This window comes from Rhizobium sp. 2YAF20 (assembly GCF_052114685.1).
Classification (GTDB): Bacteria; Pseudomonadota; Alphaproteobacteria; order Rhizobiales; family Rhizobiaceae; genus Rhizobium.
Window position 1 is genome coordinate 26,385 of record NZ_JBFRFF010000028.1, and the last position, 23,732, is coordinate 50,116.

The following is a 23,732-nucleotide window of genomic DNA, read 5'->3' on the forward strand; positions in this document are numbered from 1 at the left end:
TGTCAGCATATCGTCAAAAAGCGTATTAGAAATGACACGATTCGGCATTGGCATGCAATATCGCCGGCTTTAGGGCCGAAATCGACCGTTCGGAAGTGATCGAGGAGCAGCAACGGCTCTTGAAATGACAGCGGGCTTCCGGCAAACAGCGGGTGGAGCGAGGGTCAAAACGTGAAACATCTCTATATCATCGGTATCGGATCGGGCAATCCAGAGCACATGACGGTGCAGGCGATCAATGCCCTGAACAAGGCCCAAGTCGTTTTTGTGCCCTCGAAGGGCGAAGTCAAAACCAAGCTCGCCGATGTCAGGAAAGAGATCTGCTCGCTCTACATAATCGCCCCCAACGTCCGCATCATCGACTACGACGTCGCGGCCCGGGACACCACCGGCCACAGTTACGCTCAAAGTGTCGATGCATGGCACGGCGGCATCGCTTCCACCTATGAGCATCTTTTGCTGGAGAACGTCCCCGACGACGGTGTTGCTGCATTCCTGGTCTGGGGCGATCCGAGCCTCTACGACAGCACCATCCGGATTGTCGAGCGCGTCAAGGCATGGGGCAATGTGGCCTTTGACTATAGCGTCATTCCAGGCATCACGAGTATCCAGGCCCTGACGGCCAGCCATCGCATCCCTCTCAACCTCGTTGGCAAACCTGTCCAGATTACCACCGGCCGGCGTCTGGCGGAAAGTCTCCCCGGGCTTGCGGACAATGCGGTCGTCATGCTGGACGGAGAGCAGGCATTTGCAAAGATCGACGATCCAGACGCCTACATCTATTGGGGCGCCTATGTTGGAACGCCGGACGAGATCCTGATCGCCGGGCGATTGGAGGATGTCTGCGAAGAGATCATTGCCACGCGCGCGGCAGCAAGAGAGCGGCACGGGTGGATCATGGATATCTATCTGCTGCGCAAGGGCCGCGATTTCGAGGAATGACACGCCGCGCGGCATGCGTCGCCCGAGGGTCAAACTATTTGCCAGCCTTGCGGGATCATGTAAGGACATCTCTAGGAAGGATGTTCGCATGACCGTCATCAACGGGCAGATATTCGAGGATGCCAGCGCCGGCTCTTGGATTGCCCCGGTATGCGCATCCGATATCTCCACGCCGTCCTCCTCCTATGCAAGGGGAGCCTGCCCCTCGCTTTCAACGCCGATGATGACCGGCGACGGGCTTCTTGTCAGGTTGCGCCCGACGAGCGCTGGCTTGACGTTTTCCCAGTTGCGGCTGCTTGCCGAAGCGGCAGGACGGCATGGCAACGGCATCATCGAGATCACTGCACGCGGCAATCTGCAGCTGCGCGGGTTGAAATCTCGGACTATCGGGCCGCTTTCGGACGAAATCAGCCGCGCAGGCATCATCGCCGAAACCGGCTTGACGATTGAGGTTCCACCCCTTTCAGATATTGACCCCCATCAGATAGCTGATGCGCGCGCGCTGGCCACAAGCCTCCGCCAGACGATCGCAGGGCTCGAGACGCCACTTCTGCTGGCGCCAAAGTTCACCATCGTCGTTGACGGCGGTGGGCTGCTCGGCCTTGACGGGCTGTCGGCTGATATTCGGCTGAAGGCGGTCCACAGAGCGAAGGAAGCGCCGGCGTGGAACGTGGCGATTGGCGGAACGGCGCAAACCGCCCGGTATGTCGGGACGGTGCCGCAGGCGGATGCAATTCCAGCTGTACTCGATATGCTGAAAGCCGTGGCGAGCCTCGGGCATGGCGCCAGGGGACGAGATCTTGATGTCGAGGCGATATCCCGCCTGTTATCCTGCGCTGCCATCCCGGCCGAATTTGTGATAAATGCGCAATCACCGGTGGGGCTCCATCATCTTGCCTGTGGCCAAGTCGTGCTGGGCCTTGGACTTGGTTTTGGACAAATCCGTGCTGCAGAGTTGATCGCGGTGGCAAATATTGCCGAGAGCCATGGGGCGCAGGAGGTCCGGGTGGCGCCTGGCCATACGATGCTGGTGCTTGGATTGGACGAGAAAACAGCAAGAGCGCTGCAGTTGGCCGCGGCCAACTTTGGGCTTCTGATCGATCCGCAGGACGTAGCCAAAGCCATCTCGGCCTGTGCCGGCGAGGGTGCTTGCGCCTCCGGCCTGTATCACACCAAGACGGCAGCAACAGAATTCCTCTGCGTGGCGGGCGAACTGCTCGACGGCAGCATCAGGCTCCACTTTTCCGGCTGTCCGAAAGGCTGCGCCCATCCCAGCTCAGCTGATATTGCCGTCGTCGGTACGCCAACAGGCTATGGACTTGTCGTAAACGGGGTCGCATCGGCAAAGCCTCTGGCCTATATCGGCAAGAACGGCCTTCAATCGGCCCTCCAGGCGGTGGCTCGATTGGTTCATGATAAGAAAGACGCTGGCGAATCGGTGAGTGCCTGCCTTAAACGGCTGGCGGCCGACGATATCGTCACAGCGCTACGACAGGGGTAGGAATGCCGGAATACGATTATATCCGCGAGGGGAACGCCATCTATGAGCGCTCCTTCGCGATCATTCGAGGCGAAGCCGACCTTTCGCGGTTCTCGGACGAGGAGAAGGAGGTCGCCGTGCGGATGATCCACGCTTGCGGATTGGTCGAGGCGGCGGCGCATTTTACCTTCTCGAGCGACTTCGTCGATGCGGCTCGGACCGCGCTGAGCGGTGGCGCCCCGGTTTTCTGCGATGCTGAGATGGTCGCTCATGGCGTTACCCGCGCCAGGCTGCCCTCTGCAAACGAGGTGATCTGCACGCTGCATGATCCGCGCACATTCGAGCTTGCCAAGCAGCATGGCAATACCCGTTCTGCCGCCGCGATGCACCTGTGGGGCAGCCGCATGGCCGGAGCCATCGTTGCGATCGGCAATGCGCCAACAGCACTTTTCCATCTGCTCGAGATGTTGCGCGACGGAGCGCCCAAGCCCGCGGCCATCATCGGCATGCCGGTCGGCTTCGTCGGCGCGGCCGAATCAAAAGATGCGCTTGCCGAAAATTCCTATGGCGTTCCCTATGCAATCGTGCGCGGCCGCTTGGGCGGCAGCGCGATTACCGCGGCAGCGATCAACGCCCTTGCAAGGCGCGGCCTATGACCGCGGGCAAAGTCGGAAGATTGATCGGCGTCGGCACGGGGCCGGGCGATCCCGAGCTATTGACGATCAAGGCAGTCAGGGCATTGGAGTGTGCGGATGTCGTCGCCTATTTCGCCAAACAGGGCCGCAACGGCAACGGACGGGCCGTGGTCGAGCATCTGTTGAGACCCGACGTGACGCTGCTGCCGCTCTATTATCCCGTCACGACGGAGATCGGGAGAGAGGAAAGCGGCTACAAGAGCCAGATTGCCGACTTCTACAACGCGTCGGCAAAATCGGTTGCCGATCATCTCGACGCGGGAAGAACGGTTGCCATTCTCAGTGAAGGCGATCCGCTGTTTTATGGGTCCTACATGCATCTGCATGTGCGGCTCGCAGCGCGCTATTCAGCCGAGGTCATCCCCGGCATAACGGCGATGTCGGGCTGCTGGTCGCTTGCCGGCGTACCGATCGTGCAGGGCGACGACGTCCTCTGCGTTCTTCCAGGCACGATGGACGAAGCGGAGCTTGCGCGGCGCCTTCGCGACACCGAGGCTGCGGTTATCATGAAGGTCGGGCGCAATCTGCCGAAGATCCGGCGCGCGCTCGAAGCATCGAAAAGACTGGGTGAAGCCGTCTATGTCGAGCGCGGCACGATGAAGAACGAAGCGATGATCCGGCTTTGCGAGCGCGACGATAGCGAGGCGCCCTATTTTTCGCTGATCCTCGTTCCCGGCTGGAAAGAGAAATCATGAGTGGGCGTCTCTTCGTCATCGGCACCGGTCCCGGTCACCCGGACCAGATGACGCCGGAAGCCAGGTCGGCCGTGGCAGAGTCCGGTGAGTTTTTCGGATACGGCCCCTATCTCGATCGCCTGTCGCTTCGGCCAGATCAGGCTTGCAACGTCTCCGACAATCGCGAGGAACTGGACAGGGCGAAGGCAGCACTGCAGCGTGCGGCAGCAGGCGCAAGCGTCTGCGTCGTCTCGGGTGGAGACCCCGGTGTATTCGCCATGGCTGCTGCCGTTTGCGAGGCGATCGACCAGGGGCCTGAGGCGTGGAAGGCGGTCGATCTCGTCATTGTGCCAGGGATAACCGCCATGCTGGCAGTTGCCGCTCGCATTGGCGCTCCGCTTGGCCACGATTTCTGCGCGATCTCCCTATCTGACAACCTAAAGCCCTGGGATATTATCGAAAACCGCCTGAGGCTGACGGCACAGGCAGGTCTCGTCATTGCGCTTTACAATCCGATCAGCAAGGCGCGGCCATGGCAACTCGGACAGGCGTTCGAGATCCTGCGCACAATCCTTCCCGCTGAAACGCCCGTCATCTTCGGACGGGCAGCGGGTCGCAACGACGAGCGGATTGCCGTCAGGTCTCTCAAGGACGCCGACGCGTCCATGGCCGATATGGCGACATGCGTGATCATAGGCTCGGCCGAAACCCGCGTCATACACCGGCCGGCCGGAACAGACCTCGTCTATACTCCACGCTTTATCTCCACGCGGATCAGGTGATCGATATGGGAGAGCGCAGCCTCTACGGTTTCGACGACAGGCATATCGCCGGCGGGCGCGCGCTCGACCATCACGACTTCCAAGCCGAGTGCGCGGGCAGCTTCGATCTTTGCGTAGGTCGCCGTGCCGCCGCTGTTCTTTGTGACGACGGCGTCGATGCGGTGATCTTGCAAAAGGCGCAGCTCCGCCACGAGGGCAAACGGCCCCCTGGCGAGGATATATTCCACGTAAGGTGCGCCGAGCGGCGGATCGACCGGGTCAACGCTGCGGACAAGATAATGATGGATGGGCGCGGCATTCGCAACGTCTGCTTCCTGGCGGCCAATCGCCAGAAAGACACGGCGGGGGAACGTGCCGAGCGCGGCGATCGCCGCTCTTACGGTCTTGACCGCAAGCCAGCGGTCACCTTCGACAGGCGACCAGGCGGCGCGGCGCAAGGAAAATGCCGACACTTGAGCGCGCCTGACCGCCGCGCCGGCGTTTGTCGAGATCCTTTCGGCGAAAGGGTGGGTGGCGTCGACCATGAGGTCGATCCGTTCCCGCTGCAGAAAGGCCACGAGGCCTTCAACGCCGCCGAAGCCGCCAAAACGCACGAAAACCGGCTGGGGCAGGGGATCCAGGGTCCTGCCGGCAAGCGAGAGCATAACGTCAAGGTCCAATCGAACGGAGAGCGCTCGCGCAAGCATCCGCGCCTCCGTCGTGCCGCCCAGGATCAGAATGCGGATCTTGCCCATGTCTGAAACGCCTTCTGTCTCTTCAAAAAGATGGCTCACCATTATCGGCCTTGGTGAGGACGGTCCAGCCGGACTTGGCAATGCGGCAAGGACGCTGATTTCGGATGCGCCCGTCGTCTTCGGTGGCGCGCGTCATCTGCAGCTTGTGTCTACCTTCATGAAAGGTAAGGGCCACAGCTGGCTCAGCCCGATAGAGCGTTCGATCGATATCGTCCTGGCAAGGCGTGGGACGCCGACGGTCGTTCTTGCCTCCGGTGACCCATTTTTCTACGGCATTGGCGCCACCTTGGTGCGTTTTGTCGAGCCGGGCGAAATGAACGTCTTCCCCGCACCTTCCGCCTTCAGCCTGGCCGCCTCTCGTCTTGGTTGGCCGTTGCAGGATGTCGCGACCCTTTCGCTTCACGGCCGGCCGCTGGATCTGATCCGACCATACCTTCACGACGGTCGGAAAATTCTGGCCCTGACTTCGGATGGGGAAGGGCCAGCGCAGCTTGCAAGACTGCTCGACGGGGCAGGCTTCGGATTGTCGCGTTTGACTGTGTTGGAGGCACTGGGCGGCCCGCGGGAGAGGCTGTCAGCCCAAACTGCCGATGAATTTTCGCTGATTGAGGTCGATCCGCTGAATGTTTGCGCCGTTGACGTCGTCGCAGGGGACAGGGCTCGCATCCAATCTTTCGCGGCGGGCCTGCCTGACGCTCTTTTCGAGCATGACGGACAGATAACCAAGCGTGAAATCCGGGCGCTGACGCTGTCGGCTCTCGCACCGCGCCACGGCGAACTCCTCTGGGATATCGGGGCCGGATCCGGCTCGATCGGCATCGAGTGGATGTTGGCGCATCCATCCATGCGGGCAATTGCCGTCGAAGCGTCAAAAGATCGAGCCGAGCGTATTCGAAGAAATGCCGGCAATTTCGGCGTTCCCGGCCTTGTCATCGTCGAAGGCGAGGCACCGGCGGCGCTCGCCGCACTTCAAAGCCCGGACGCGATCTTTATCGGCGGTGGCGGCAGCGATCCCGGCGTCGTCGATGCCGCTATTTCGGCCTTGAGGGCCGGTGGCCGGCTGGTTGCCAATGCCGTAACGACCGAAATGGAGGCGATCCTGCTTGCGCAACAGGCGCGTCGCGGTGGATTGCTGACCCGCATCGATATTGCCCGCGCGGCCCCGGTCGGAACCATGACCGGATGGCGCCCGGCAATGCCGGTGACGCAGTGGTCCTGGGTCAAACCGCTTGAGCAAAGAGGATAACAAATGACGGTGCATTTCATCGGCGCAGGCCCAGGTGCTGCGGATCTCATCACCGTGCGCGGCCGCGACCTGATCGCCGCCTGCCCCGTGTGCCTTTATGCCGGTTCGATCGTTTCGCCGGACTTGCTGCGATATTGCCCGCCGGGTGCCCGTATCGTCGATACTGCACCAATGTCGCTCGATGAGATCGAGGGCGAATATTTGAAGGCAGCCGCTTCCGGCGACGATATCGCCCGGCTTCATTCCGGCGACCTCTCGGTCTGGAGCGCCGTCGCCGAACAGATACGCCGACTTCAGAAGCACGGCATCGAGTATACGCTGACCCCTGGCGTTCCGGCCTTTGCCGCTGCAGCGTCTGCCCTTGGCCGCGAACTGACGATCCCCGCCATCGCCCAAAGCCTTGTTCTGACGCGTGTTTCCGGGCGGGCATCGCCGATGCCCGGCAACGAATCCCTTGCGAAATTCGGCGCGACCGGCGCAACGCTTGCCATTCATCTCGCCATCCACGCGCTTCATCAGGTCGTGGCAGAACTGGCGCCGCTCTACGGCCCCGACTGCCCGGTTGCGATCGTCGTCAAGGCGTCCTGGCCAGACGAGCGCATTGTCCTCGGAACGCTGGCCGATATCGAAGAGAAGGTCATCAAAGCACCAATCGAGCGCACCGCGATCATTTTCGTCGGCCCATCGCTCGCCGCTGACGAGTTTCGCGAAAGTTCGCTCTATGACCCTGCCTATCAGCGGCGATTTAGGGGTCGGGAGTGATGGGAGTGGCTGCCGCATGTCAAAGCGCGCCGCCGGTCGGTGGCGGAAGAAAACTGTCAGTTAGCTTCCTTATAAGGAAACTCTTTCTTTGTGACAAAGAGGTAGATCGCGGCGTCCTCGGGCGTCTTGCGGTACGTGGGGCAGAACGGGTGGCAAAGCCGAATGATAGCTGGCTGAAGGATACTGTGGGTAGCCGCTGATCGGCGTTGCATTGGGAAAGTTTCGGGGAGACGATCGCGGTGAACGGAGGCCCATGATGCACCGGATCGAGCTTGGAGACCTGAGTGAAGCGGAACTGATCGCATTACACGATGCGGTCGTTGATCGGCTTCACTTTCTGCATCAGCAGAAGACGACGCACGCGTTACTTGAACTATCGATCGGCGAGCGCGTGGTGTTCAAAGACAACAGTGGGCAAACGCAGGCCGGGATTGTCATCCGTCGGAACCGCAAAACGGTGACGGTGCATGGCGACAACGGTTGCCAATGGAATGTCTCGCCGCAATTGCTGCAGAAAGAAAAGCGCGCTGTCGAATTGCAGAGCGGCAAGCTGGTGCCGTTTTCGAGAAAAGGCTGATCAGTTCGCCGTCGTGACGAATGCCGATGTGGCTTTTAACTCCCGATTTCAATTGAAGCGCTAAGCTGAAATTTCAGCCCTCACTATTCGACCTAAGGGCTTCCCGCGGGGAAGGGAGGGCACCTTTCAAAGCCCGGATGGCCCGGTGAAATTGACCTGGAAGCGGTCGCGTCGACGTTCGAATTGCGGGCTATTCGGACCTGACATGGCGTGCTCGACCGTATTGCCTCAAGGTCGTGGCCCGGCCAGGATAATGCCGGCGCCGATCAGGCAGACCATTCCGCCGGTCAGATCCCAGCGGTCGGGGCGGTGGCCTTCGATCGCCCAAAGCCAAAAGATTGCGGCGACGATATAGACGCCCCCATAGGCCGCATACGTGCGCCCGGCGGCCTCACTGTCGACGAGGGTCAGCAGGTAAGCGAACACCGCGAGCGACAGCATGCCGGGCGCCAGCCACCACGGAGACTTGTCCAGCCGCAGCCAGGCCCAGAAGGCGAAGCAGCCGGCGATTTCAGCGAGGGCCGCGCCCACATATGCAAATAAGGTCAACATGCCTGTCACATTTTCACAATTCGGGAGGCGGCGCCAGACACTTAGGTTGGCTATTCAGATGGCAGTGGTGAGGGACAGCACCCAGTTCGGCAGGGCGTCAAGCAGGGCTGTTTGGACCGTACGGTCGAAGCCGGTGAGCGTCATAGCGCCGGCAAGAATGAGCAGCACGCCGAGCGCCATTTTGAGACCGCTGGCTGTGCTCATCATGCGCCCGCGCCAGCGAAGCAGCGCTGCGCGCGACAGCGCCGATAGCAACAGCAATGGCAAGCCGGTGCCGATGCCGAATGCCAGCATGGTCAAAGCGACCGTGCTGAGATTTTCGCCCCTGGCCGCCATGATCGAGGCGGCACCCAGCGTGGGGCCGACGCATGGCGTCCAGACAGCGCCGAGGAGCAGGCCCACACCGAACTGCCCCGAGATGCCCGAGGTGGACAGCCCTCTGAAGCGGTTTTGCGTCCAGTCGCTCGCGGGTCCCGCCGCGGTGGCAAAGCCAGTTTGCAGACGCGGCACAGCCAGCACCGCGCCGACAACGACCAGCAGCACGGCCGCGACGGCGCGGAAGACTGTCATGTCCAGGCCGATCGAGAATCCGATCGTGGCAACGAACAGACCGATCGCCGTGAAGGATAGCGCCACGCCGGCGGCCAAGGCCAGCGGCGCAAGCCGATGTTCCGCCACGGCACCGGTCAGCACGACGGGGACAAGCGGCAGAACACAGGGCGACAGGATAGAGAGGATACCGGCGAGCAGCGCGAGCAGCATCGACTTACAGCGCCTTGCGCATGATTGCCTCGATCACGGCCGGGTTGGTCTTGCCGGTCATCCGGTCGACCTCCTTGCCGCCCTTATAGACGATCAATGTGCTTTGCATCTGGACGTGCAGCAGTTTCAGCGCGTCCTTCTGCGTATCAAAATCAACCTTGAACTCTCTCATCTCCTTGAAATCAGGCGTGCCGAGAAGCTTGGCAACGACCGGCTTTTGGAGTCTGCATTCCCCGCACCAGGGCGCGGTGACGTGGACGAGGACCGGACCGCCGGCTGCAACTGCCTCCTTGAAGCCTGGCAGTGGGTCGTTGCCGGCAGCAAACATCGGTGTTGCGATCGCGAGGGTGATAGCGGCGAAGGAAAGAAGAATGTGGCGGCGGTTCATGCTGAAGTCTCCATGGTAAAGGATGCAGGGGCAAAGTGTGTAAACAGGTCGTCGGCAGCAGCAGCTGCGGCCTGTGGCGCGGTGATGGTGACGAATACGCCAGTGGCGTCGTGCGTCAGATCGAAGGTCAGGAAGGCACAGCAAGCTTGCTCCATCCGCACCAGGTCCCGGACCTCGGACAGCGCTTCGGGCGCATAGGTCAGGTTCAGGCGCAGGGCGGTTCGGCTTGCCTGGCGAAGATGGCGCGACGTCAGCGTGCGGATGAGCTCGGTCCGGGCCTTGAATTCGTTGGCGTCGAGCCTGCAGGCAATCGGTGCCTCTTGCTTGACGTCGGTGCTGCAAGAGCCGCAGCCACAGCCGTTTGCAGCCATCTGGTTTTCAAGGGTGGCCTGTGGCGCAGCCTTGCGGCGTGACAGCAGCAACAGGCCGGCTGCAGGCACAACAAGCAGAACCGCTACGGCGCCCCATTTGACAAGAGCGCTGCCGACCAGAACAGCGCTGGTGCTGGTGCTGGCGAGCACCAGCGGCACGACGCTGACCGCGCAGCACGCGGCACAGGCCGCAACCGCAGCACCTGTCAACTTAAATCCGGCATTCATCCTCGACCTCCCATTTTCAGGCTGGTCGAAGCCTACTCCTTCAAGTAACTTGAAGGGCAAGGAGATAATCTGCCATGAACGTTCACATCCGCGTGTTCACCATCGGCGCCCTTGCCAAGGCGACGGGGACCAGTACGCCGACGATCCGCTACTACGAGGAAATAGGACTTCTGCCGACTGCAAACCGGACGGCAAGCGGCCAGCGCAACTACGACGAATCCGACATCGGCCGGCTGACCTTCATCAAGCAGTGCCGTGACTTCGGCTTCAGCATCGAACAGGTTCGTGTGCTGGTGGATCTGTCGATCAGCACCGAGCGGGACTGTGTCGAGACGCGAGATATCGCCCAGGCGCATCTTGATGAGGTCCGCGCCAGGATGGTCGAACTGCGCGCGTTGGAGACCCGTCTGCAGGGTTTCGTCACGCGCTGCGATGACGCCTGTGCCGGCGGACCGGGCAGCGACTGCGTGATTGTCAAGGACATGGCAACGGCGCAGACCAAAAGCTGCTGCGGCTGACGTGATCCGCTCCTCTGAAATGCCCGAACTTGAGCTGCCCGCTTCATTTGGGGCAGGGGAGGGCCGTTAGAGCCCGGATACCTTGGTGAGATTGACCCGAAACCGGTCGCGCCGCCGCTGATAGCGCCGCGTCATCTCGGCGGAGGCATGGCCGAGCTGCTTCTGCACATAGCGTTCGTCCACCTCGGCCGAAGAGGCAAGATTCTGGCCCCGCCGGTCGGCTGCTCGGCACGTTCCGCGCCCTGGGTGAGCCGCGAGCGATGCGCCCAGAGCAGTGGCCGACACGCCTGCCGGCACTATTCGAGCTTGCGGAGGACCCGTCTCTGACGCTCGCAATCGAAATTGCGGTCGGCAATAGCAGCGGTGTGGGCGACGTGGTGCGGGCGGCCGCCTCGACGGCACTGGACGTCAGCCGTCGCCGGCCCGATGCCCGACCGCTGGCCATGTGGCTGGCGGATGCGGCCCGGCGGCTCGGCTGGCCGGCGCCAGTGCCGCTATTGTCAAGCATGTTGCGAGCACACGACTGGCGGGCGCTGCGGGAGGGCAGGGCGGAGGCCTGGGTCGAAGGCTTCCATTTTGCCTACGCCCGTGGTGCCGCTGCTGCCGTGGATCTTTACGCCGATCTTTGCCGCAGGACATCGCGCCTGTTCGATGTGGCGCCGCAGTTACGCAGCAAGGATGCCGATACGACGGTGGCGATTCTGATCAGCGAGAACGCACAGCCGGCGAAAACCGGGAAGACGACGAGTGACCGTTCGAGCCGACGGTTGTTCGATCGCCTGGTGGCGCTCGGCGGCGCGCGCGAGCTCACCGGCCGGTCCACCTCCCGGCTATACGGGTTATAGATGATGGGGCGGCGACCGCGACCGACAGAGGGGCTCGACACCGAACTTGTAGATTTGCCGGAGGCACTGCGATGGCGCGAGTGGATGGGGCGAGTCGAGGCGGCAATCTTCGCGTCGGCCGAGCCGGTGGCGCGCGAGATGCTCGCCCTCCTGGTCGGACGCGACTGCAGCATCGACCTGCTGATCGACGACATCCGCGAGGAACTGCGTGACCGCCCTTACGAACTGGTTTCGGTGGCCGGCGGCTGCCAGCACCGGACCCGAAGCCGGTTCGCCGATGCGATCCGCAGCGTCACCGGTTCCCAGCAGTAGGGGCGCTCGCTGTCGCCGGCCGATCTGCTGGTGCTGGCGATCGTCGCCTATCACCAACCTGTCACACGCGGCCAAATCTCGAAGATCACCGGCAAGGAGGTCAGCCGCGACACGATCGCCCATCTCCGATCGCTCGGCTTCGTGTCCTCCGGTCCCCGCAGCCCGCAGCCGGGCGCACCCTACACGCTGGTGACGACAAAGACCTTCCTGTCGCAGTTCGGGCTTGAGACCCTGCGCGATTTGCTGAACATCGAAGCGCTCGAGGATGCCGGACTGCTCAGCAAGGACATGCTGCTCGACGACGATATCCCGATAGCCTCGGACGAGCAGGATGAACCAGTCGACCAGGACGCCGACGACAGCTAAGAAGAACAAGGCTCGCGAAGCCGGCGATCTCGACGATGACAAGAATCGGGATCGAGGCGTGCTTCAGCCTGCCCAATGTCGTCATGTGAGGCGCGGGCTAGCTGAGCGTCCATCGGTGATGACACTTCACCGCAAGAAGTCACGAATTCCCTGGCCAGCCCTCGGATCTTTTTCGTAGCGACACACCACATGCATATGCGCATGGAAGATATGCTGGCCGCCGGTCGCCCCGACATTCCATCCGATCGTGAACCCATCCGGCCGGAACTGGTCGAGTCGGCGTTTCGCTTCCGCCAGCATCTCACCGAGGTCGGCCCATTCCTCCGGTGTGAACTGGAACGGCGTCTCGACGTGCCGGTAGGGAATGACCATCGCGGACGGGTTCGGCATGGTCGGCTTCAGCATGAGGTATTGGGACCGATTGCTTGCCGCCGGCTCCGAATCAGACAAACCATTCGCAAGACAACGACGACAATTTTCTGTGTTTCCCTCTGTCATTCCGACTGTCCAGCCTCGTGATATTTGTGCATACATATCGCCCATGACTGACGCCGCCAACACATCACTTCCCCGTCATCCCGCTGCTGCTTTCGGTGGAGGCGCCATTATTGGTGCCCTCGGCGGCCTCATAGGTCTTGGAGGCGCCGAGTTTCGCCTTCCGATCCTGATCGGGTTCTTTAATTTCGCAGCCCTGGAGGCGGTGATCCTCAACAAGGCCATGAGCCTCGTCGTCGTCGCGACCGCGCTTCCCTTCCGGGCGGGTACCGTTCCCTTCGGCGCCATAGCCGATAACTGGCCGATCGTTCTCAACCTCCTCGCGGGAAGCCTGATCGGCGCCTGGTTCGGCGCAGGCTGGGCAACAAGACTCCGATCGGAGACACTCTACAAGGTCATCGCCATTATGCTGGTGGCGATCGCCATCGTCCTGATGTTGGGCCACCATGCCACAGCGGGCCAACCGCTGCTGACGGGCGTAGCCCAGATGATTGCCGGAGTTATCGCTGGTTTCATCATCGGCATTGTCGCCGCACTCCTGGGTGTCGCAGGCGGCGAGCTGCTGATCCCGACGCTCGTCCTCCTGTTCGGCGCGGACATCAAGCTCGCCGGTAGCCTCTCGCTCGCGGTGAGCCTGCCCACGATGCTGGTCGGCTTCACCCGCTACAGTCGCGACCAGAGCTTTTCCGTCATCGGCCGCAACAAGGCTTTGCTGCTCATCATGGCTGCCGGATCGATCGTCGGCACGTTTATCGGCGGCCTGCTGCTTGGCATCGTCCCCAACGCGATATTGCTGCCCGCCCTGGCGGTCATCCTGCTGATCTCGGCAGTAAAAGTCTGGCGGCACTAGGCGCCTGGCAAACATCCGGCCGGTCCCAAAGGAGCTGGAAAAGATCAGGTCTCAGCGCGACCGAGAGTGTGACGCGATCGGTCGAGCAGGTGCGCTAACCGGCCAATCGCGATGAACGCGACCACGGCAATGGCACCAATCACGGCCGCAACCGAGAGCGACCACAGCACCCCGATGTTCTCCATCAGGAACGCCAGGACGAATGGCGCGGCCGACGAGATCACCAATCGGATCGCCAACACTTGTCCCTGTCGTTGGCCGTAACCCTCGCTACCGAACAGCGCCAGCGGCAGAGTGCCCTGGACGATGCTGCTCAGCCCGGAGCCGAGACCGAAGACGACCGCGAACGCCACTGCGCCTGGAACCGAGGGGGCGGTGACGATTAGGATGGCCAGCGCCGCCGGCAGCAACACGGCGGAGATCAACGCCAGCGTCAACTGCGACAGACCGCCGCCGAAGACCATATTGGTGAAGCGGCTCAGCACCTGCGACGGACCAAACAGCGTTCCGACCATCACTGCCATGGCTCCAAGCCCGAGCCCGGAGAGAACGGGAACCATGTGCACGAGCAGTGCCGCGTTGACGAAGCTTTCCAGGGCAAAGCCCATGACCATCAGGATGAATGCTGGTGTACGCACCGATGGCGGAAGGCTCGGTTCGACGTGCTTCACCGTTTCGCCTTTATCCCGTTTGCGGGTTTCGCTGACGCTGCGCGACAACCACGCATGGGTGGGAAGGCAAACCAGAAGATTGAGAGCCGCAAAGATCAGATAGACCGCCTGCCATGACATATGCGCGTGAAGTGCGCTCGTAATCGGCCAGAAGATCGTCGAAGCAAACCCTGCGATCAGCGTGAGATAGGTGATGCTGCGTTGCGCGACCTTCGGCTTGATCTGTACGAGCAGTGCGAAGGCGGCTCCATATTGCACCAGATTGGATGCCGTCTCGATGGCGATCAGCGCCGCGACGAAGGCGACCTTACCGGAAGAGAAGGCGCAAGCCACAAGGGCAGCGGCGGCGATCGCCGAGCCGCACGTCATCACACGGCCAGCGCCAAAACGGTCGATCCTCTTGCCCGTCGTCGGCGCGGCGAGACCACCGATCAGGAGAGCGGCGGACAATGCGCCAAAAATCCATTCCGACGACCAGTTCAAATCCCGCGCCATGGCAGGCGCGAGAATGCTGAAGCTATAATAGAGCGATCCGTAGCCGATGATCTGCGTCAGACCGAGCGCAAGGATTGCGGCGACAGGCGGCTTCTCGGCGAGGGTCGTGCTCATATGGATTTGAGACTCACGCGTTGTTCGAGCTTTTCGGCCTCCTCTTTCCGCTCGCTGTAGCGGTCAGTGAGGTAGTCGGATGCATCGCGCGTCAGCCAGGTGAACTTCACCAGTTCCTCGCAAACGTCGACGACGCGATCGTAATAGGAAGAGGGTTTCATGCGGCCGTCGGCGTCGAACTCCTGGAAAGCCTTCGCCACCGACGACTGGTTCGGGATGGTGATCATCCGCATCCAGCGGCCGAGAACCCGCAGCTGATTGATGGCATTGAACGACTGCGAGCCGCCAGAGACCTGCATCACCGCCAGCGTCTTGCCCTGGGTCGGCCGGACCGATCCCACCGAAAGCGGGATCCAGTCGATCTGCGCCTTCATGATGCCGGTCATCGCACCATGGCGCTCCGGACTGACCCAGACCTGGCCTTCCGACCAGGCCGACAAATCACGCAGTTCCTGCACCTTCGGATGTGTTACCGGCGCGGCGTCGGGAAGCGGCAGGCCTTCGGGATTGAAGATCCGCACTTCGCAGCCAAAATGTTCCAGCAACCGTCCGGCTTCCTGCGCCAGCAAGCGGCTGTAGGAGACCACGCGCAGCGAGCCATAGAGGATCAGAATGCGCGGCTTGTGCGTCGAGAACGGCGGCCGCAGTGCCTCCATGTCGAGTTGGTGCAGGTGCACTGGGGAGACGGCGGGCAGATCAGACAATGCGCTTGCCCTCGGCGTCCAATACCTTCTCACCATCTTCCTTGGTGAAGGCGCCCTGATGCGTTTCCGGCAGGATTTCCAGCACGACCTCGGACGGCCGGGCAAGGCGCGCGCCGAGCGGGGTGATGACGAACGGCCGATTGATCAGGATCGGGTCTTTCAGCATCGCATCGAGCAATTGCTCGTCCGTCAAATCGGGGTTGTCGAGGCCGAGCTCGGCATAGGGCGTGCCTTTCTCGCGGATCGCCTCGCGAACGCTTAAACCGGCATCGGCAATCATCTTCACCAGTTCTTCGCGCGACGGCGGGGTTTTCAGATATTCGATAACGTTGGGCTCAATGCCGGCGTTCTGAATCATCGCCAGCGTATTGCGCGAGGTACCGCATTCAGGGTTGTGATAGATCGTTACGTTCATGGGGCGGTTTCCGTCTTGGTGAGGGTTTCAGGGTTGCGGGCGTCTATCAGCAGCCAGCCCGCGAGCATCAGCGCCAGCAGGGCGCCGGAGATTTCAGCGACGACAAAGCCCGGCAGATCGATCGGCCGGATGCCAGAAAAGGTGTTGGTCAGCGACCGGGCAATGGCCACGGCCGGATTGGCGAACGACGTGGATGCGGTGAACCAGTAGGCGGCTGTGATATAGAGGCCGACCAGCCACGCCACGGCATCAGCGCGAAAGCGGATGCCCGAAAGGATGACGAAGACGAGGCCGAAGGTCGCCGTCACCTCGGCGAGCCACTGCGCCCCGCCGGTGCGCACGGTTTCCGAAGCCTGCAGCAGCGGCAGCGCGAACATGCCATGGGCAAGCACGGTACCGGCAATGCCGCCGACGATCTGCGCTGCGATGTAGGCCGGAAGGGAAGAGCCGGACAGTTCCCGCCTGAGCGCGAAGACCATCGATACGACCGGGTTAAAATGCGCCCCGGAAATCGGCCCGAGGATGGTAATCAGCACGACGAGCATTGCCCCGGTTGCCAGCGTGTTGCCGAGCAGCGCAAGTGCCGTATCGTCCGTCAGCTTGTCGGCCATGATGCCGGAACCAACGACGGTCGCAACAAGCAGCAGCGTGCCGAGCGCTTCGGCGACCAGCCGGCGCGATAGCGGAAATACCGCGCTCATGCCAGCAGGCTCCGCACCATCAGGACGGCCGATGCCGGGCAGAGGCTTGCGGCCTGCCGCGTCGTCAGGATTTCAGACGGCGCTTCATCGCGGGCAATCGGGCGAAAGCCGAGCGATTGGAAGAAGGGGGCTGCCGATTCCGTCAGCAGATAGGCAGCGCCCGCACCCCTCCGATGGGCCTGGTTGAGCAAGCCAAGGGTGATCGCATGGCCGAAACCGAAACCCTGCCGATCGGAGAGCACGACGATAGACCGCAGGAGTGCGGCCTCGCCGTAAAGTTCCAGCCCGCCGAAGCCGACCGTCTCGCCGTCACGCGAAAATCGGAAGAAGCTTCGGCCGGCGTCTGTCAGGTCATCGATCGGAAGCCCGGCGCCAGAAAGTGCGGCACGCAGGCTTTCGTCATCGCCTTCCAAGGGCTGTTGGTTCAAATCGACGCTCATCAGCTCGCCTTGGACTGCTTGATGCTGGCGCCTTCCATCGTGCCGATCTGGCGCAGGTGCGTTTCCAGGGCGAGCTTGTCGATCGAGGCGATCGGCAGGCTTATGAAGGACATGATGCGATTCTTCAGGAAGCGGGCGGCCTGCACGAAGGCGCGGCTCTTCTCGATCTCACTGCCTTCGACGGCAGCGGGGTCTTCGATGCCCCAATGAGCGGTCATCGGATGGCCGATCCAGACCGGGCAGGCCTCGCCGGCGGCGCTGTCGCAGACCGTGAAAATGAAATCCATTTCCGGAGCGCCGGCTTCTGCGAACTCATCCCAGCTTTTCGAGCGGAAGCCCGTCGATTGATAGCCGAGGGTCACAAGCTCTTTGAGGGCATGCGGATTGACCTCGCCCTTCGGCTGACTACCGGCTGAATAGGCCTTGAAGCGGCCTTTGCCTTCCGTATTCAGGATGGATTCGGCCAAGATCGAACGGGCAGAATTGCCCGTGCAGAGAAAGAGCACGTTGTAAACGCGGTCTGTGGTCATTGCAGTTTCTCCTCCATTGTAGGGGTGCAGCAGGCCGCAACCTCGGCGGCCGGGGCGCATATTTCCGGATGACCGGAACAGCAGTCTTCCATCAGGAAGCGGACAAGGCCGCCAAGCGCTTCATAATTCGCCGTGTAGATGATCGAGCGCGATTCCCGCTGCTGGGCAATCAGCCCCGACCGTTCCAGCTCCTTCAGGTGGAAGGAGACATTGGACGGCGAGACTTCGAGCTTCTCCGCGATCGCACCAGCCGCCATGCCTTCAGGGCCGGCGACGACAAGCATTCGAATGACGTGCAGTCGCGTCTCCTGGGACAATGCGCCGAATGCGATCAGGGCTTGACGTTGGTCCATATTTCAACAATCCTTGAATGATTGAAACGAGGATTAGCGCAAGTGAACGCCATCGACAACAGCAAAATGCAGAAGAACGATATCAGCCTCGGCGAGCTGATGAGCATTCTCTCAGGCGCCGAGGATTCTCCGTTGGTCTTTTACTATGACGGTCAGCCGGTGAAGCCCGGCTATCATGTCACCGAGGTCAAGGCCGGCCAGTTCTCGGCTCTCGACTGCGGCGCCAATCCGGAAGCCTGGAGCGAGATCTTCATTCAGGTTTGGGATATCGAAGAAGATGACTGCACCCATATGCCGGCCGGCAAGTTCGATGCGATCATCCGCAAGGTTACGCAGCATGTGAAACTCGATGATTCGGCCAAGCTGACGTTTGAGGTCAGCGACGGCGTGAAGCCGATGCAGCTCTATTGCGCGGCAGTGCCGACGCTCCGCGCCGGCGCCGTCCATGTCGACCTTTCGCCTCGGCCGGCAAGCTGCAAGCCGCGCGACCGGTGGCTCGCCGAACAAGCCCAAACATCCACCTGCTGTGGACCTTCGGTCGGAAAGAGCGCCTGCTGCGCCTAGCTTTCTGCCGATGGCCTTAATCACAACGAAGGGCGATCGGCTGGAGCCGCTTAACGGCTCCGGCCACATTCTCACTCTGCGGCCTGGAGACCACGTTGGTCGTCCTCAGTGACAGATATATCGGCGGCAGCCGCAGTCGGCAGCCGCCACCCCTTGACCAGCCCGTAGACCGCCGGAATGACGATCAGCGTCAATAACGTCGACGATACCATCCCGCCGATCATCGGCACCGCGATACGCTGCATGATCTCCGAGCCCGTACCGGTTCTCCAGAGGATCGGCACCAGCCCCGCCATGATGGCGACGACGGTCATCATCTTCGGCCGTACGCGCTCGACTGCCCCGACCATGATCGCCCTGTTGAGATCCAGCTTCGAGAAGACGCGACCTTCCTTCTCGCAGACTTCGCGCTGCTCCTTCATCGCGTGGTCGAGGTAGATCAGCATGATCACCCCTGTCTCCGCCGCGACGCCCGCAAGCGCGATGAATCCGACAGCAACCGCGACGGATGCATTGAAGCCCAGCCACCACATCAGCCAGATGCCGCCGACCAGTGCGAACGGCAGGGACAGCATAACGATCAGCGTCTCCGTCAGTGCCTTGAAGTTGAGGTAGAGCAGCAGGAAGATCAGCGCTAGTGTCAGAGGAACGACGATAGCGAGCCGCGCCTCGGCCCGTTCGAGATATTCGAACTGGCCGCTCCAGGCGACGGAATAGCCGGGGGGCATCTTCACGCTTTTGGCAACCGCCTGCTGGGCCTCGGCGACATAGCCGCCGAGGTCGCGGTTGGCGATGTCGACGTAGATGTAGACGGCGAGCTGGCCGTTCTCGGTGCGAATGGTCGTCGCCCCACGGGTCAGCTTGACGTCCGCTACCTCGCCGAGAGGCACCGTGCCTCCGCCCGGCAGGGAGATCTGCACGTCCCTGGCGATCGACTGCGGATCGCTTCGCGACGCCCGCGGATACCGGATCGCCACGCCGTAGCGTTCCCGGCCTTCGACCGTCGAGGTGACGACCTCGGAGCCGAGCGCCGTGCCGACGACGTCCTGAACGTCGTTGATGGTCAAGCCATAGCGGCCGAGCGCCGTCCGATCGGGAACGATGTCGAGATAATAGCCGCCGATTACCCGCTCCGCATAGGCGCTGGATGTTCCAGGCACCGTCTTCAGTACGGTCTCGATCTGGCGGGCGATCTTCTCCATCTCGCCGAGATCGGTGCCGTAGACCTTGACGCCGACAGGCGTCCTGATGCCGGTCGAGAGCATGTCGATGCGGGCGCGGATCGGCATGGTCCAGGCGCTGGAGACGCCGGGAAACTGCAGCGCCGCGTCCATTTCCTGTTTCAGGCTATCGGTCGTCACCCCCGGCCGCCATTCGGATTTCGGCTTCAGCGTGATGATCGTTTCGAACATCTCGGTCGGCGCCGGATCGGTGGCGGTGAGCGCACGGCCGGCCTTGCCGACGACGCTCTGCACTTCGGGGAAGGATTTGATGATGCGGTCCTGCGTCTGCATCAGTTCGGCCGCCTTGGTAATCGATATGCCGGGCAGGGTGGTCGGCATGTACATCAGCGTGCCCTCGTCGAGATTGGGCATGAATTCGCTGCCGATGTGCTGGACCGGCCAGATAGTGACCCCGAGGATGGCCAGTGCTGTCAGGATGGTCAGCGTTTTCAGTCTGAGAACGCCCGATATGACCGGACGGTAGATCCAGATCAGGAATCTATTCAGGGGGTTGTTATGTTCCGGGACGATATATCCCCTGACGAACAGGATCATCAGGGCCGGTACCAGCGTTACCGAGAGCAGAGCTGCTGCCGCCATGGAGAAGGTCTTGGTGAAGGCGAGCGGACCGAACAGGCGGCCTTCCTGTGATTCCAGCGTGAAGATCGGCAGGAACGACACGGTGATGATCAGCAGGCTGAGGAACAGCGCCTGGCCGACCTCGCTTGCGGCCTCCACGAGGATTTCCACCCGTGGCTTGTCGGGCGGCGCTCGCTCAAGATGCTTGTGTGCATTCTCGATCATCACGATCGCCGCGTCGATCATCGCGCCGATGGCGATGGCGATGCCGCCGAGGCTCATGATGTTCGCGCCAATGCCCAGCAGCTTCATGGCGATGAAGGCCATCAGGATGCCGACCGGCAGCATGATGATGGCCACGAGAGCGCTGCGGACATGCAGCAGGAAGGCAATCGTAACCAATGCGACGACGATGGATTCCTCGACAAGCGTGCCTTTCAGCGTTTCGATCGCGGCCTCGATCAGCGTCGAGCGGTCGTAGACAGGGACGATCTCGGTACCGGCCGGAAGGCTGCTCTTGATCGACTCGAGACTCTTCTTGGCATTGTCGATGACCGTCAGGGCGTTGGCACCGAACCGCTGCAGGACGATGCCGCTTGCGACCTCGCCTTCGCCATTCAGTTCGGTAATACCGCGGCGTTCGTCGGGTACAAGCTCCACTCTGGCGACGTCGCTCAGTTTGAGCGGCACGCCGTTCTGGCTTTTCAGGACGATGTTCTCGATGTCGGGGATGCCCTTTAGATAGCCGCGCCCACGCACCATGAACTCGAATTCGGAGAGCTCGACGGTGCGGCCACCGACATCCGTATTGCTGGCGCGCACCGCATTGGCAACGTCGTTGAGCGTGACGCCCTGCGCCTTCAGCCGGGCCGGATCAACCACGATGGAATACTGCTTGACGAAGCCGCCAACGCTTGCGACTTCAGACACGCCTTCGGACTTGGAAACGGCGAAGCGCACCACCCAATCCTGCAGGGATCGCAACTCGGCGAGCGACAAGTGCTTGGCGACAACGGCGTATTGATAAACCCAGCCGACACCTGTGGCATCCGGACCAAGCGTCGGCGTGATGCCCTGCGGCAGGCGGCTCTGCGCGGCGTTCAGATATTCGAGAACGCGGCTTCGCGCCCAATAGGGATCGGTGCCATCGTCGAAGATCACATAGACGAAGGAGACGCCGAAGAACGAGAAGCCACGCACGACCTTCGACTTCGGCACCGTCAGCATCGACGTCGTCAGCGGATAGGTGACCTGGTCCTCAACCACCTGCGGCGCTTGGCCCGGATATTCGGTGTAGACGATCACTTGGATGTCGGAGAGATCCGGGATGGCATCGAGCGGCAGGGATCGCAGCGCGTAGACGCCACCTGCGACGGCAAGCGCCGCACCGACGAAGATCAAGACAAGATTGTGGGCGGACCACGAGATGACGCGGGAGATCATGGCTTCGCCTCCTCTGATGTCATGGCGCTGAGCGCGGAGTTCAGGTTGCTTTCGGCGTCGAGCAGGAAGTTGGCGGCAACCACCACCTTGTCCCCAGCGGCGACGCCCTGGGTGATTTCCGTCTGATCCTCGCCGCGGACGCCAAGCTTGACATCCTTCGGCTCGAAATGACCGTCGCCCTTGTCGAGGAACACGACCTGGCGGTCGCCCGTATCAATGACGGCGCTGTTGGGGACGGCGACGACGGGTGTAGGAGCTCCGGCCTCAATTTCGACCTCGGCATACATGTTGGCCAGCAGCAGGCCATCGGGATTGGGAAGCTCGATGCGGACCTTGGTCGTGCGCGTCTGCATGTCGACCTGCGGATAGATCAGATCGACCACGCCTTCAAACGTCCGGCCGGGAAGGCTTCTGACCGTTACATGGACTTCGGCTTCATTGTGGACCGAGGCCAAATCGTATTCCGGCACGTCGGCGAGCACCCAGACGTTGGAGATATCGGCGATGCGGAACAGCACGTCGCCGGGCTTGGCCATCATCCCCGTTGTCGCCATGCGCTCAAGGATGATGCCGTCGCGGGGAGCGACATAGCTGATGCTCGGCGGCACCTGACGCGTGCTTGCGATATTGTCGATGACCTCCTGCGGAACCCCGAGGTTCCTCAGGCGCAGCGCCGAACCCGCGTCGCCGTTGCCACGCGCATCGCCCCGGCCGGCGGCATATTCAGACGCCGCGGCGGCGATCTCCCTCGAATAGAAGCGGAAGAGTTTTTCGCCCTTGCTGATGTGATCGCCCGTCGTGACGTTGGCGACATCGTCGACGAAAGAGTCCGTTCGCATCGAGATGAGGCTGACGAGACGTTCGTCGAGGGTGATGGTTCCCGGCACTTGGATTTTGCGGCTTATACTGGCCATCTCCGCGGTGGCCGTCTTGACGCCCGTGCGCTGCAGCTTGCCGAGCGAGACCTTCACAGTCGAGGCATCGCTTTGATCGCCCTCGAAGACAGGAATGTAGTCCATGCCCATCGAGTCCTTCTTCGGCATCTTGGAGGTATCCGGAAGGCCCATCGGGTTGCGGTAGAAGAGCAGTTTTCCTTTCGCTGGCGCGGTTCCGGAGGAACCGACGGTCGCGGCGGCTTCGGCGGGCTTGGGCGCGGTGTCGGCGAAGCTTAGATCTTCGCTCGCATGCACGGCGATGAACGGCCGACCATCGTCGGCGTTCTTCGGCATTGCGGAGAACTGCGGAAGGTTGTCCGGATGACGGTAGTAGATGATCGCCCCGCTCGGTGCGAGCATAGAGGCTGCGGGCGTGGCGAGAGCCGCTTCGACGACGTGAAGGCCGAACCGCGCGCCAAGATCGTTCGTGACAGCCCAATAGCCTCCCCCGCCGAGCAATACGGCGAAGGAGAGCGTGACTGCCACACGAGATGGCGTGTTCAAGGCGCTGCCTTCAGGACAAGTTCGCCCTGAACGGTGTCAGGTTCGCCCTGAACCTTGGCGGCGAGTTTGAAGCGCCAGCCGCCCGCCATGGCGAAGTCGGTCTTGAAGGCATAGACGCCCGGTTCCGTAGAGGTCGCGGCCTCCACGGGCGTCGTCATCATCTCCATGCCTTCCGGAGCCATGTCCATGCGGGTGGTGAAGATAACGGCGTCGGGAACGGGCTTACCCGTGCGCTTGTCGATCAGGCGGACGGAGACTAGCGATCCCTGACCCTGTTTCACATCGGTCGAGACGGGCTGGAATTCGTAATCCTGCGAGGCCGCAAGCGTCACAGTGGCGGAGCCGACGATCAGCACGCCGGAAAGGAGCATCGCTCCTGCGGAAAGAGAAGTCTTGTTCATGATTTTCGATCTCATCGGGACGGATGCCTTGGTCGCGTCCTCGGGTCAAAATTGATCGCCATCGGATCAGCACGGACGCAG

General features: G+C 61.9%; 27 protein-coding genes and 3 pseudogenes. 13 read left to right on the top strand and 17 right to left on the bottom strand.

Annotation, left to right across the window (positions count from 1 at the left end):
- Positions 1-171 precede the first annotated feature (171 nt).
- The 5 genes from cobF to AB4Z52_RS25170 all read left to right on the top strand — a co-directional run bounded on the left by cobF (position 172) and on the right by AB4Z52_RS25170 (position 4,573).
- A complete protein-coding gene (gene cobF / locus AB4Z52_RS25150; RefSeq protein WP_442220619.1) occupies positions 172-942 on the top strand; it encodes a precorrin-6A synthase (deacetylating) in 771 nt (256 codons plus the stop codon).
- A gap of 88 nt (positions 943-1,030) precedes the next feature.
- Positions 1,031-2,443 (top strand): precorrin-3B synthase, encoded by a 1,413-nt coding sequence (gene cobG, locus AB4Z52_RS25155; RefSeq protein WP_442220620.1) that lies wholly within the window; start codon positions 1,031-1,033, stop codon positions 2,441-2,443.
- Between the two features lie 2 nt (positions 2,444-2,445).
- Positions 2,446-3,078, top strand: coding sequence for a precorrin-8X methylmutase (locus AB4Z52_RS25160; RefSeq protein ID WP_442220621.1), 633 nt, complete (start codon positions 2,446-2,448; stop codon positions 3,076-3,078).
- Positions 3,075-3,812, top strand: a complete 738-nt coding sequence (locus AB4Z52_RS25165; protein WP_442220622.1) for a precorrin-2 C(20)-methyltransferase — start codon at positions 3,075-3,077, stop codon at positions 3,810-3,812. Before AB4Z52_RS25160 ends, AB4Z52_RS25165 begins: the two co-directional genes overlap by 4 nt.
- Positions 3,809-4,573 (top strand): precorrin-3B C(17)-methyltransferase, encoded by a 765-nt coding sequence (locus tag AB4Z52_RS25170; protein ID WP_442220623.1) that lies wholly within the window; start codon positions 3,809-3,811, stop codon positions 4,571-4,573. The genes AB4Z52_RS25165 and AB4Z52_RS25170 overlap by 4 nt, the downstream gene beginning before the upstream one ends.
- Here AB4Z52_RS25170 and AB4Z52_RS25175 read toward each other — a convergent pair.
- Complete coding sequence (locus AB4Z52_RS25175) at positions 4,537-5,307, bottom strand: cobalt-precorrin-6A reductase (RefSeq protein WP_442220624.1); 771 nt, start codon at positions 5,305-5,307, stop codon at positions 4,537-4,539. The two genes, AB4Z52_RS25170 and AB4Z52_RS25175, sit on opposite strands and share 37 nt — an antisense overlap.
- Between AB4Z52_RS25175 and cbiE the strand changes: the two genes are divergently transcribed.
- From cbiE to AB4Z52_RS25190, 3 genes are all read left to right on the top strand, one after another.
- Positions 5,306-6,553: a precorrin-6y C5,15-methyltransferase (decarboxylating) subunit CbiE gene (cbiE, locus tag AB4Z52_RS25180; protein ID WP_442220625.1), complete on the top strand. Its 1,248-nt coding sequence runs from the start codon at positions 5,306-5,308 to the stop codon at positions 6,551-6,553. The genes AB4Z52_RS25175 and cbiE overlap by 2 nt on opposite strands.
- Positions 6,554-6,556: 3 nt before the next feature.
- Entirely contained in the window at positions 6,557-7,315 is a 759-nt protein-coding gene (gene cobM, locus AB4Z52_RS25185; RefSeq protein ID WP_442220626.1) for a precorrin-4 C(11)-methyltransferase, read from the top strand.
- 256 nt (positions 7,316-7,571) lie between these two features.
- Positions 7,572-7,892 (top strand): hypothetical protein, encoded by a 321-nt coding sequence (locus tag AB4Z52_RS25190; RefSeq protein WP_442220627.1) that lies wholly within the window; start codon positions 7,572-7,574, stop codon positions 7,890-7,892.
- Positions 7,893-8,120: 228 nt separating this feature from the next.
- On the opposite strand, the gene AB4Z52_RS25195 is transcribed toward AB4Z52_RS25190, so the two are convergent.
- Genes AB4Z52_RS25195 through AB4Z52_RS25210 form a run of 4 tightly spaced genes read right to left on the bottom strand, consistent with a single transcriptional unit; the run spans position 8,121 to position 10,193 of the window.
- A complete protein-coding gene (locus AB4Z52_RS25195) occupies positions 8,121-8,444 on the bottom strand; it encodes a YnfA family protein (protein ID WP_442220628.1) in 324 nt (107 codons plus the stop codon).
- 54 nt (positions 8,445-8,498) lie between these two features.
- Positions 8,499-9,206, bottom strand: a complete 708-nt coding sequence (locus AB4Z52_RS25200; protein WP_442220629.1) for a cytochrome c biogenesis CcdA family protein — start codon at positions 9,204-9,206, stop codon at positions 8,499-8,501.
- Between the two features lie 4 nt (positions 9,207-9,210).
- Entirely contained in the window at positions 9,211-9,594 is a 384-nt protein-coding gene (locus AB4Z52_RS25205; RefSeq protein WP_442220630.1) for a thioredoxin family protein, read from the bottom strand.
- A complete protein-coding gene (locus AB4Z52_RS25210) occupies positions 9,591-10,193 on the bottom strand; it encodes a hypothetical protein (RefSeq protein WP_442220631.1) in 603 nt (200 codons plus the stop codon). Before AB4Z52_RS25210 ends, AB4Z52_RS25205 begins: the two co-directional genes overlap by 4 nt.
- A gap of 74 nt (positions 10,194-10,267) precedes the next feature.
- Between AB4Z52_RS25210 and AB4Z52_RS25215 the strand changes: the two genes are divergently transcribed.
- The gene (locus AB4Z52_RS25215) at positions 10,268-10,711 is read left to right on the top strand and encodes a MerR family transcriptional regulator (RefSeq protein ID WP_442220632.1); all 444 of its coding nucleotides are present in this window, start codon (positions 10,268-10,270) and stop codon (positions 10,709-10,711) included.
- A gap of 66 nt (positions 10,712-10,777) precedes the next feature.
- Here AB4Z52_RS25215 and AB4Z52_RS25220 read toward each other — a convergent pair.
- A pseudogene (locus AB4Z52_RS25220) lies at positions 10,778-10,915 on the bottom strand (integrase); the annotation flags it as partial.
- Here AB4Z52_RS25220 and AB4Z52_RS25225 point away from each other — a divergent pair.
- Positions 10,885-11,556, top strand: a pseudogene (locus tag AB4Z52_RS25225) (DUF1403 family protein); the annotation flags it as partial. The pseudogenes AB4Z52_RS25220 and AB4Z52_RS25225 sit on opposite strands and share 31 nt — an antisense overlap.
- Before the next feature lie 3 nt (positions 11,557-11,559).
- Positions 11,560-12,234: pseudogene (scpB, locus tag AB4Z52_RS25230) on the top strand (SMC-Scp complex subunit ScpB).
- 126 nt (positions 12,235-12,360) lie between these two features.
- Here the strand turns inward: scpB and AB4Z52_RS25235 are convergent.
- Positions 12,361-12,624 carry an HIT family protein gene (locus AB4Z52_RS25235; protein WP_442220633.1) on the bottom strand — a complete coding sequence of 88 codons (264 nt, stop codon included), beginning with the start codon at positions 12,622-12,624 and terminating at the stop codon, positions 12,361-12,363.
- A gap of 151 nt (positions 12,625-12,775) precedes the next feature.
- On the opposite strand from AB4Z52_RS25235, the gene AB4Z52_RS25240 reads away from it, so the two are divergent.
- A complete protein-coding gene (locus AB4Z52_RS25240) occupies positions 12,776-13,579 on the top strand; it encodes a sulfite exporter TauE/SafE family protein (RefSeq protein ID WP_442220634.1) in 804 nt (267 codons plus the stop codon).
- 44 nt (positions 13,580-13,623) lie between these two features.
- Here the strand turns inward: AB4Z52_RS25240 and arsK are convergent, their stop codons facing one another.
- From arsK to AB4Z52_RS25275, 7 genes are read right to left on the bottom strand one after another with little or no spacing between them, the layout of a single operon-like run.
- On the bottom strand, positions 13,624-14,859 hold the full coding sequence (gene arsK, locus AB4Z52_RS25245) for an arsenite efflux MFS transporter ArsK (RefSeq protein WP_442220635.1): 1,236 nt from the start codon (positions 14,857-14,859) through the stop codon (positions 13,624-13,626).
- On the bottom strand, positions 14,856-15,599 hold the full coding sequence (arsH, locus tag AB4Z52_RS25250) for an arsenical resistance protein ArsH (protein ID WP_442220636.1): 744 nt from the start codon (positions 15,597-15,599) through the stop codon (positions 14,856-14,858). Before arsH ends, arsK begins: the two co-directional genes overlap by 4 nt.
- Positions 15,556-15,978 carry an arsenate reductase (glutaredoxin) gene (gene arsC, locus AB4Z52_RS25255; protein WP_442220637.1) on the bottom strand — a complete coding sequence of 141 codons (423 nt, stop codon included), beginning with the start codon at positions 15,976-15,978 and terminating at the stop codon, positions 15,556-15,558. Before arsC ends, arsH begins: the two co-directional genes overlap by 44 nt.
- Positions 15,975-16,679, bottom strand: coding sequence for an aquaporin (locus tag AB4Z52_RS25260; RefSeq protein WP_442220638.1), 705 nt, complete (start codon positions 16,677-16,679; stop codon positions 15,975-15,977). The genes arsC and AB4Z52_RS25260 overlap by 4 nt, the downstream gene beginning before the upstream one ends.
- Entirely contained in the window at positions 16,676-17,119 is a 444-nt protein-coding gene (gene arsN2, locus AB4Z52_RS25265) for an arsenic resistance N-acetyltransferase ArsN2 (RefSeq protein WP_442220639.1), read from the bottom strand. Before arsN2 ends, AB4Z52_RS25260 begins: the two co-directional genes overlap by 4 nt.
- Positions 17,119-17,649: an arsenate reductase ArsC gene (locus tag AB4Z52_RS25270; protein WP_442220640.1), complete on the bottom strand. Its 531-nt coding sequence runs from the start codon at positions 17,647-17,649 to the stop codon at positions 17,119-17,121. The genes arsN2 and AB4Z52_RS25270 overlap by 1 nt, the downstream gene beginning before the upstream one ends.
- Entirely contained in the window at positions 17,646-18,002 is a 357-nt protein-coding gene (locus AB4Z52_RS25275; protein WP_442220641.1) for an ArsR/SmtB family transcription factor, read from the bottom strand. The genes AB4Z52_RS25270 and AB4Z52_RS25275 overlap by 4 nt, the downstream gene beginning before the upstream one ends.
- A 42-nt stretch (positions 18,003-18,044) precedes the next feature.
- Here AB4Z52_RS25275 and AB4Z52_RS25280 point away from each other — a divergent pair, with 42 nt between their 5' ends.
- The gene (locus AB4Z52_RS25280; RefSeq protein WP_442220642.1) at positions 18,045-18,566 is read left to right on the top strand and encodes a DUF6428 family protein; all 522 of its coding nucleotides are present in this window, start codon (positions 18,045-18,047) and stop codon (positions 18,564-18,566) included.
- A 71-nt stretch (positions 18,567-18,637) separates the two neighbouring features.
- Here AB4Z52_RS25280 and AB4Z52_RS25285 read toward each other — a convergent pair whose 3' ends face one another.
- Genes AB4Z52_RS25285 through AB4Z52_RS25295 form a run of 3 tightly spaced genes read right to left on the bottom strand, consistent with a single transcriptional unit; the run spans position 18,638 to position 23,621 of the window.
- A complete protein-coding gene (locus tag AB4Z52_RS25285) occupies positions 18,638-21,811 on the bottom strand; it encodes an efflux RND transporter permease subunit (protein WP_442220643.1) in 3,174 nt (1,057 codons plus the stop codon).
- Positions 21,808-23,250, bottom strand: a complete 1,443-nt coding sequence (locus AB4Z52_RS25290) for an efflux RND transporter periplasmic adaptor subunit (RefSeq protein ID WP_442220644.1) — start codon at positions 23,248-23,250, stop codon at positions 21,808-21,810. The genes AB4Z52_RS25285 and AB4Z52_RS25290 overlap by 4 nt, the downstream gene beginning before the upstream one ends.
- Positions 23,247-23,621, bottom strand: a complete 375-nt coding sequence (locus tag AB4Z52_RS25295; protein ID WP_442220684.1) for a FixH family protein — start codon at positions 23,619-23,621, stop codon at positions 23,247-23,249. The genes AB4Z52_RS25290 and AB4Z52_RS25295 overlap by 4 nt, the downstream gene beginning before the upstream one ends.
- Between the last annotated feature and the right edge of the window lie 111 nt (positions 23,622-23,732).

Excerpts from the sequence above, each read along its gene's own strand:
- AB4Z52_RS25210 (WP_442220631.1), bottom strand. The coding sequence starts at position 10,193 with ATGAATGCCGGATTTAAGTTGACAGGTGCTGCGGTTGCGGCCTGTGCC.
- AB4Z52_RS25190 (WP_442220627.1), top strand. The coding sequence starts at position 7,572 with ATGCACCGGATCGAGCTTGGAGACCTGAGTGAAGCGGAACTGATCGCA.
- AB4Z52_RS25295 (WP_442220684.1), bottom strand. The coding sequence starts at position 23,621 with ATGCTCCTTTCCGGCGTGCTGATCGTCGGCTCCGCCACTGTGACGCTT.
- AB4Z52_RS25235 (WP_442220633.1), bottom strand. The coding sequence starts at position 12,624 with ATGCCGAACCCGTCCGCGATGGTCATTCCCTACCGGCACGTCGAGACG.
- AB4Z52_RS25200 (WP_442220629.1), bottom strand. The coding sequence starts at position 9,206 with ATGCTGCTCGCGCTGCTCGCCGGTATCCTCTCTATCCTGTCGCCCTGT.
- AB4Z52_RS25285 (WP_442220643.1), bottom strand. The coding sequence starts at position 21,811 with ATGATCTCCCGCGTCATCTCGTGGTCCGCCCACAATCTTGTCTTGATC.
- arsK (WP_442220635.1), bottom strand. The coding sequence starts at position 14,859 with ATGAGCACGACCCTCGCCGAGAAGCCGCCTGTCGCCGCAATCCTTGCG.
- AB4Z52_RS25270 (WP_442220640.1), bottom strand. The coding sequence starts at position 17,649 with ATGACCACAGACCGCGTTTACAACGTGCTCTTTCTCTGCACGGGCAAT.
- AB4Z52_RS25160 (WP_442220621.1), top strand. The coding sequence starts at position 2,446 with ATGCCGGAATACGATTATATCCGCGAGGGGAACGCCATCTATGAGCGC.
- AB4Z52_RS25205 (WP_442220630.1), bottom strand. The coding sequence starts at position 9,594 with ATGAACCGCCGCCACATTCTTCTTTCCTTCGCCGCTATCACCCTCGCG.
- AB4Z52_RS25215 (WP_442220632.1), top strand. The coding sequence starts at position 10,268 with ATGAACGTTCACATCCGCGTGTTCACCATCGGCGCCCTTGCCAAGGCG.
- cobG (WP_442220620.1), top strand. The coding sequence starts at position 1,031 with ATGACCGTCATCAACGGGCAGATATTCGAGGATGCCAGCGCCGGCTCT.
- cbiE (WP_442220625.1), top strand. The coding sequence starts at position 5,306 with ATGTCTGAAACGCCTTCTGTCTCTTCAAAAAGATGGCTCACCATTATC.
- AB4Z52_RS25240 (WP_442220634.1), top strand. The coding sequence starts at position 12,776 with ATGACTGACGCCGCCAACACATCACTTCCCCGTCATCCCGCTGCTGCT.
- arsH (WP_442220636.1), bottom strand. The coding sequence starts at position 15,599 with ATGGTGAGAAGGTATTGGACGCCGAGGGCAAGCGCATTGTCTGATCTG.
- cobM (WP_442220626.1), top strand. The coding sequence starts at position 6,557 with ATGACGGTGCATTTCATCGGCGCAGGCCCAGGTGCTGCGGATCTCATC.
- AB4Z52_RS25195 (WP_442220628.1), bottom strand. The coding sequence starts at position 8,444 with ATGTTGACCTTATTTGCATATGTGGGCGCGGCCCTCGCTGAAATCGCC.
- AB4Z52_RS25170 (WP_442220623.1), top strand. The coding sequence starts at position 3,809 with ATGAGTGGGCGTCTCTTCGTCATCGGCACCGGTCCCGGTCACCCGGAC.
- AB4Z52_RS25275 (WP_442220641.1), bottom strand. The coding sequence starts at position 18,002 with ATGGACCAACGTCAAGCCCTGATCGCATTCGGCGCATTGTCCCAGGAG.
- arsC (WP_442220637.1), bottom strand. The coding sequence starts at position 15,978 with ATGAACGTAACGATCTATCACAACCCTGAATGCGGTACCTCGCGCAAT.
- AB4Z52_RS25175 (WP_442220624.1), bottom strand. The coding sequence starts at position 5,307 with ATGGGCAAGATCCGCATTCTGATCCTGGGCGGCACGACGGAGGCGCGG.
- arsN2 (WP_442220639.1), bottom strand. The coding sequence starts at position 17,119 with ATGAGCGTCGATTTGAACCAACAGCCCTTGGAAGGCGATGACGAAAGC.
- AB4Z52_RS25165 (WP_442220622.1), top strand. The coding sequence starts at position 3,075 with ATGACCGCGGGCAAAGTCGGAAGATTGATCGGCGTCGGCACGGGGCCG.
- AB4Z52_RS25260 (WP_442220638.1), bottom strand. The coding sequence starts at position 16,679 with ATGAGCGCGGTATTTCCGCTATCGCGCCGGCTGGTCGCCGAAGCGCTC.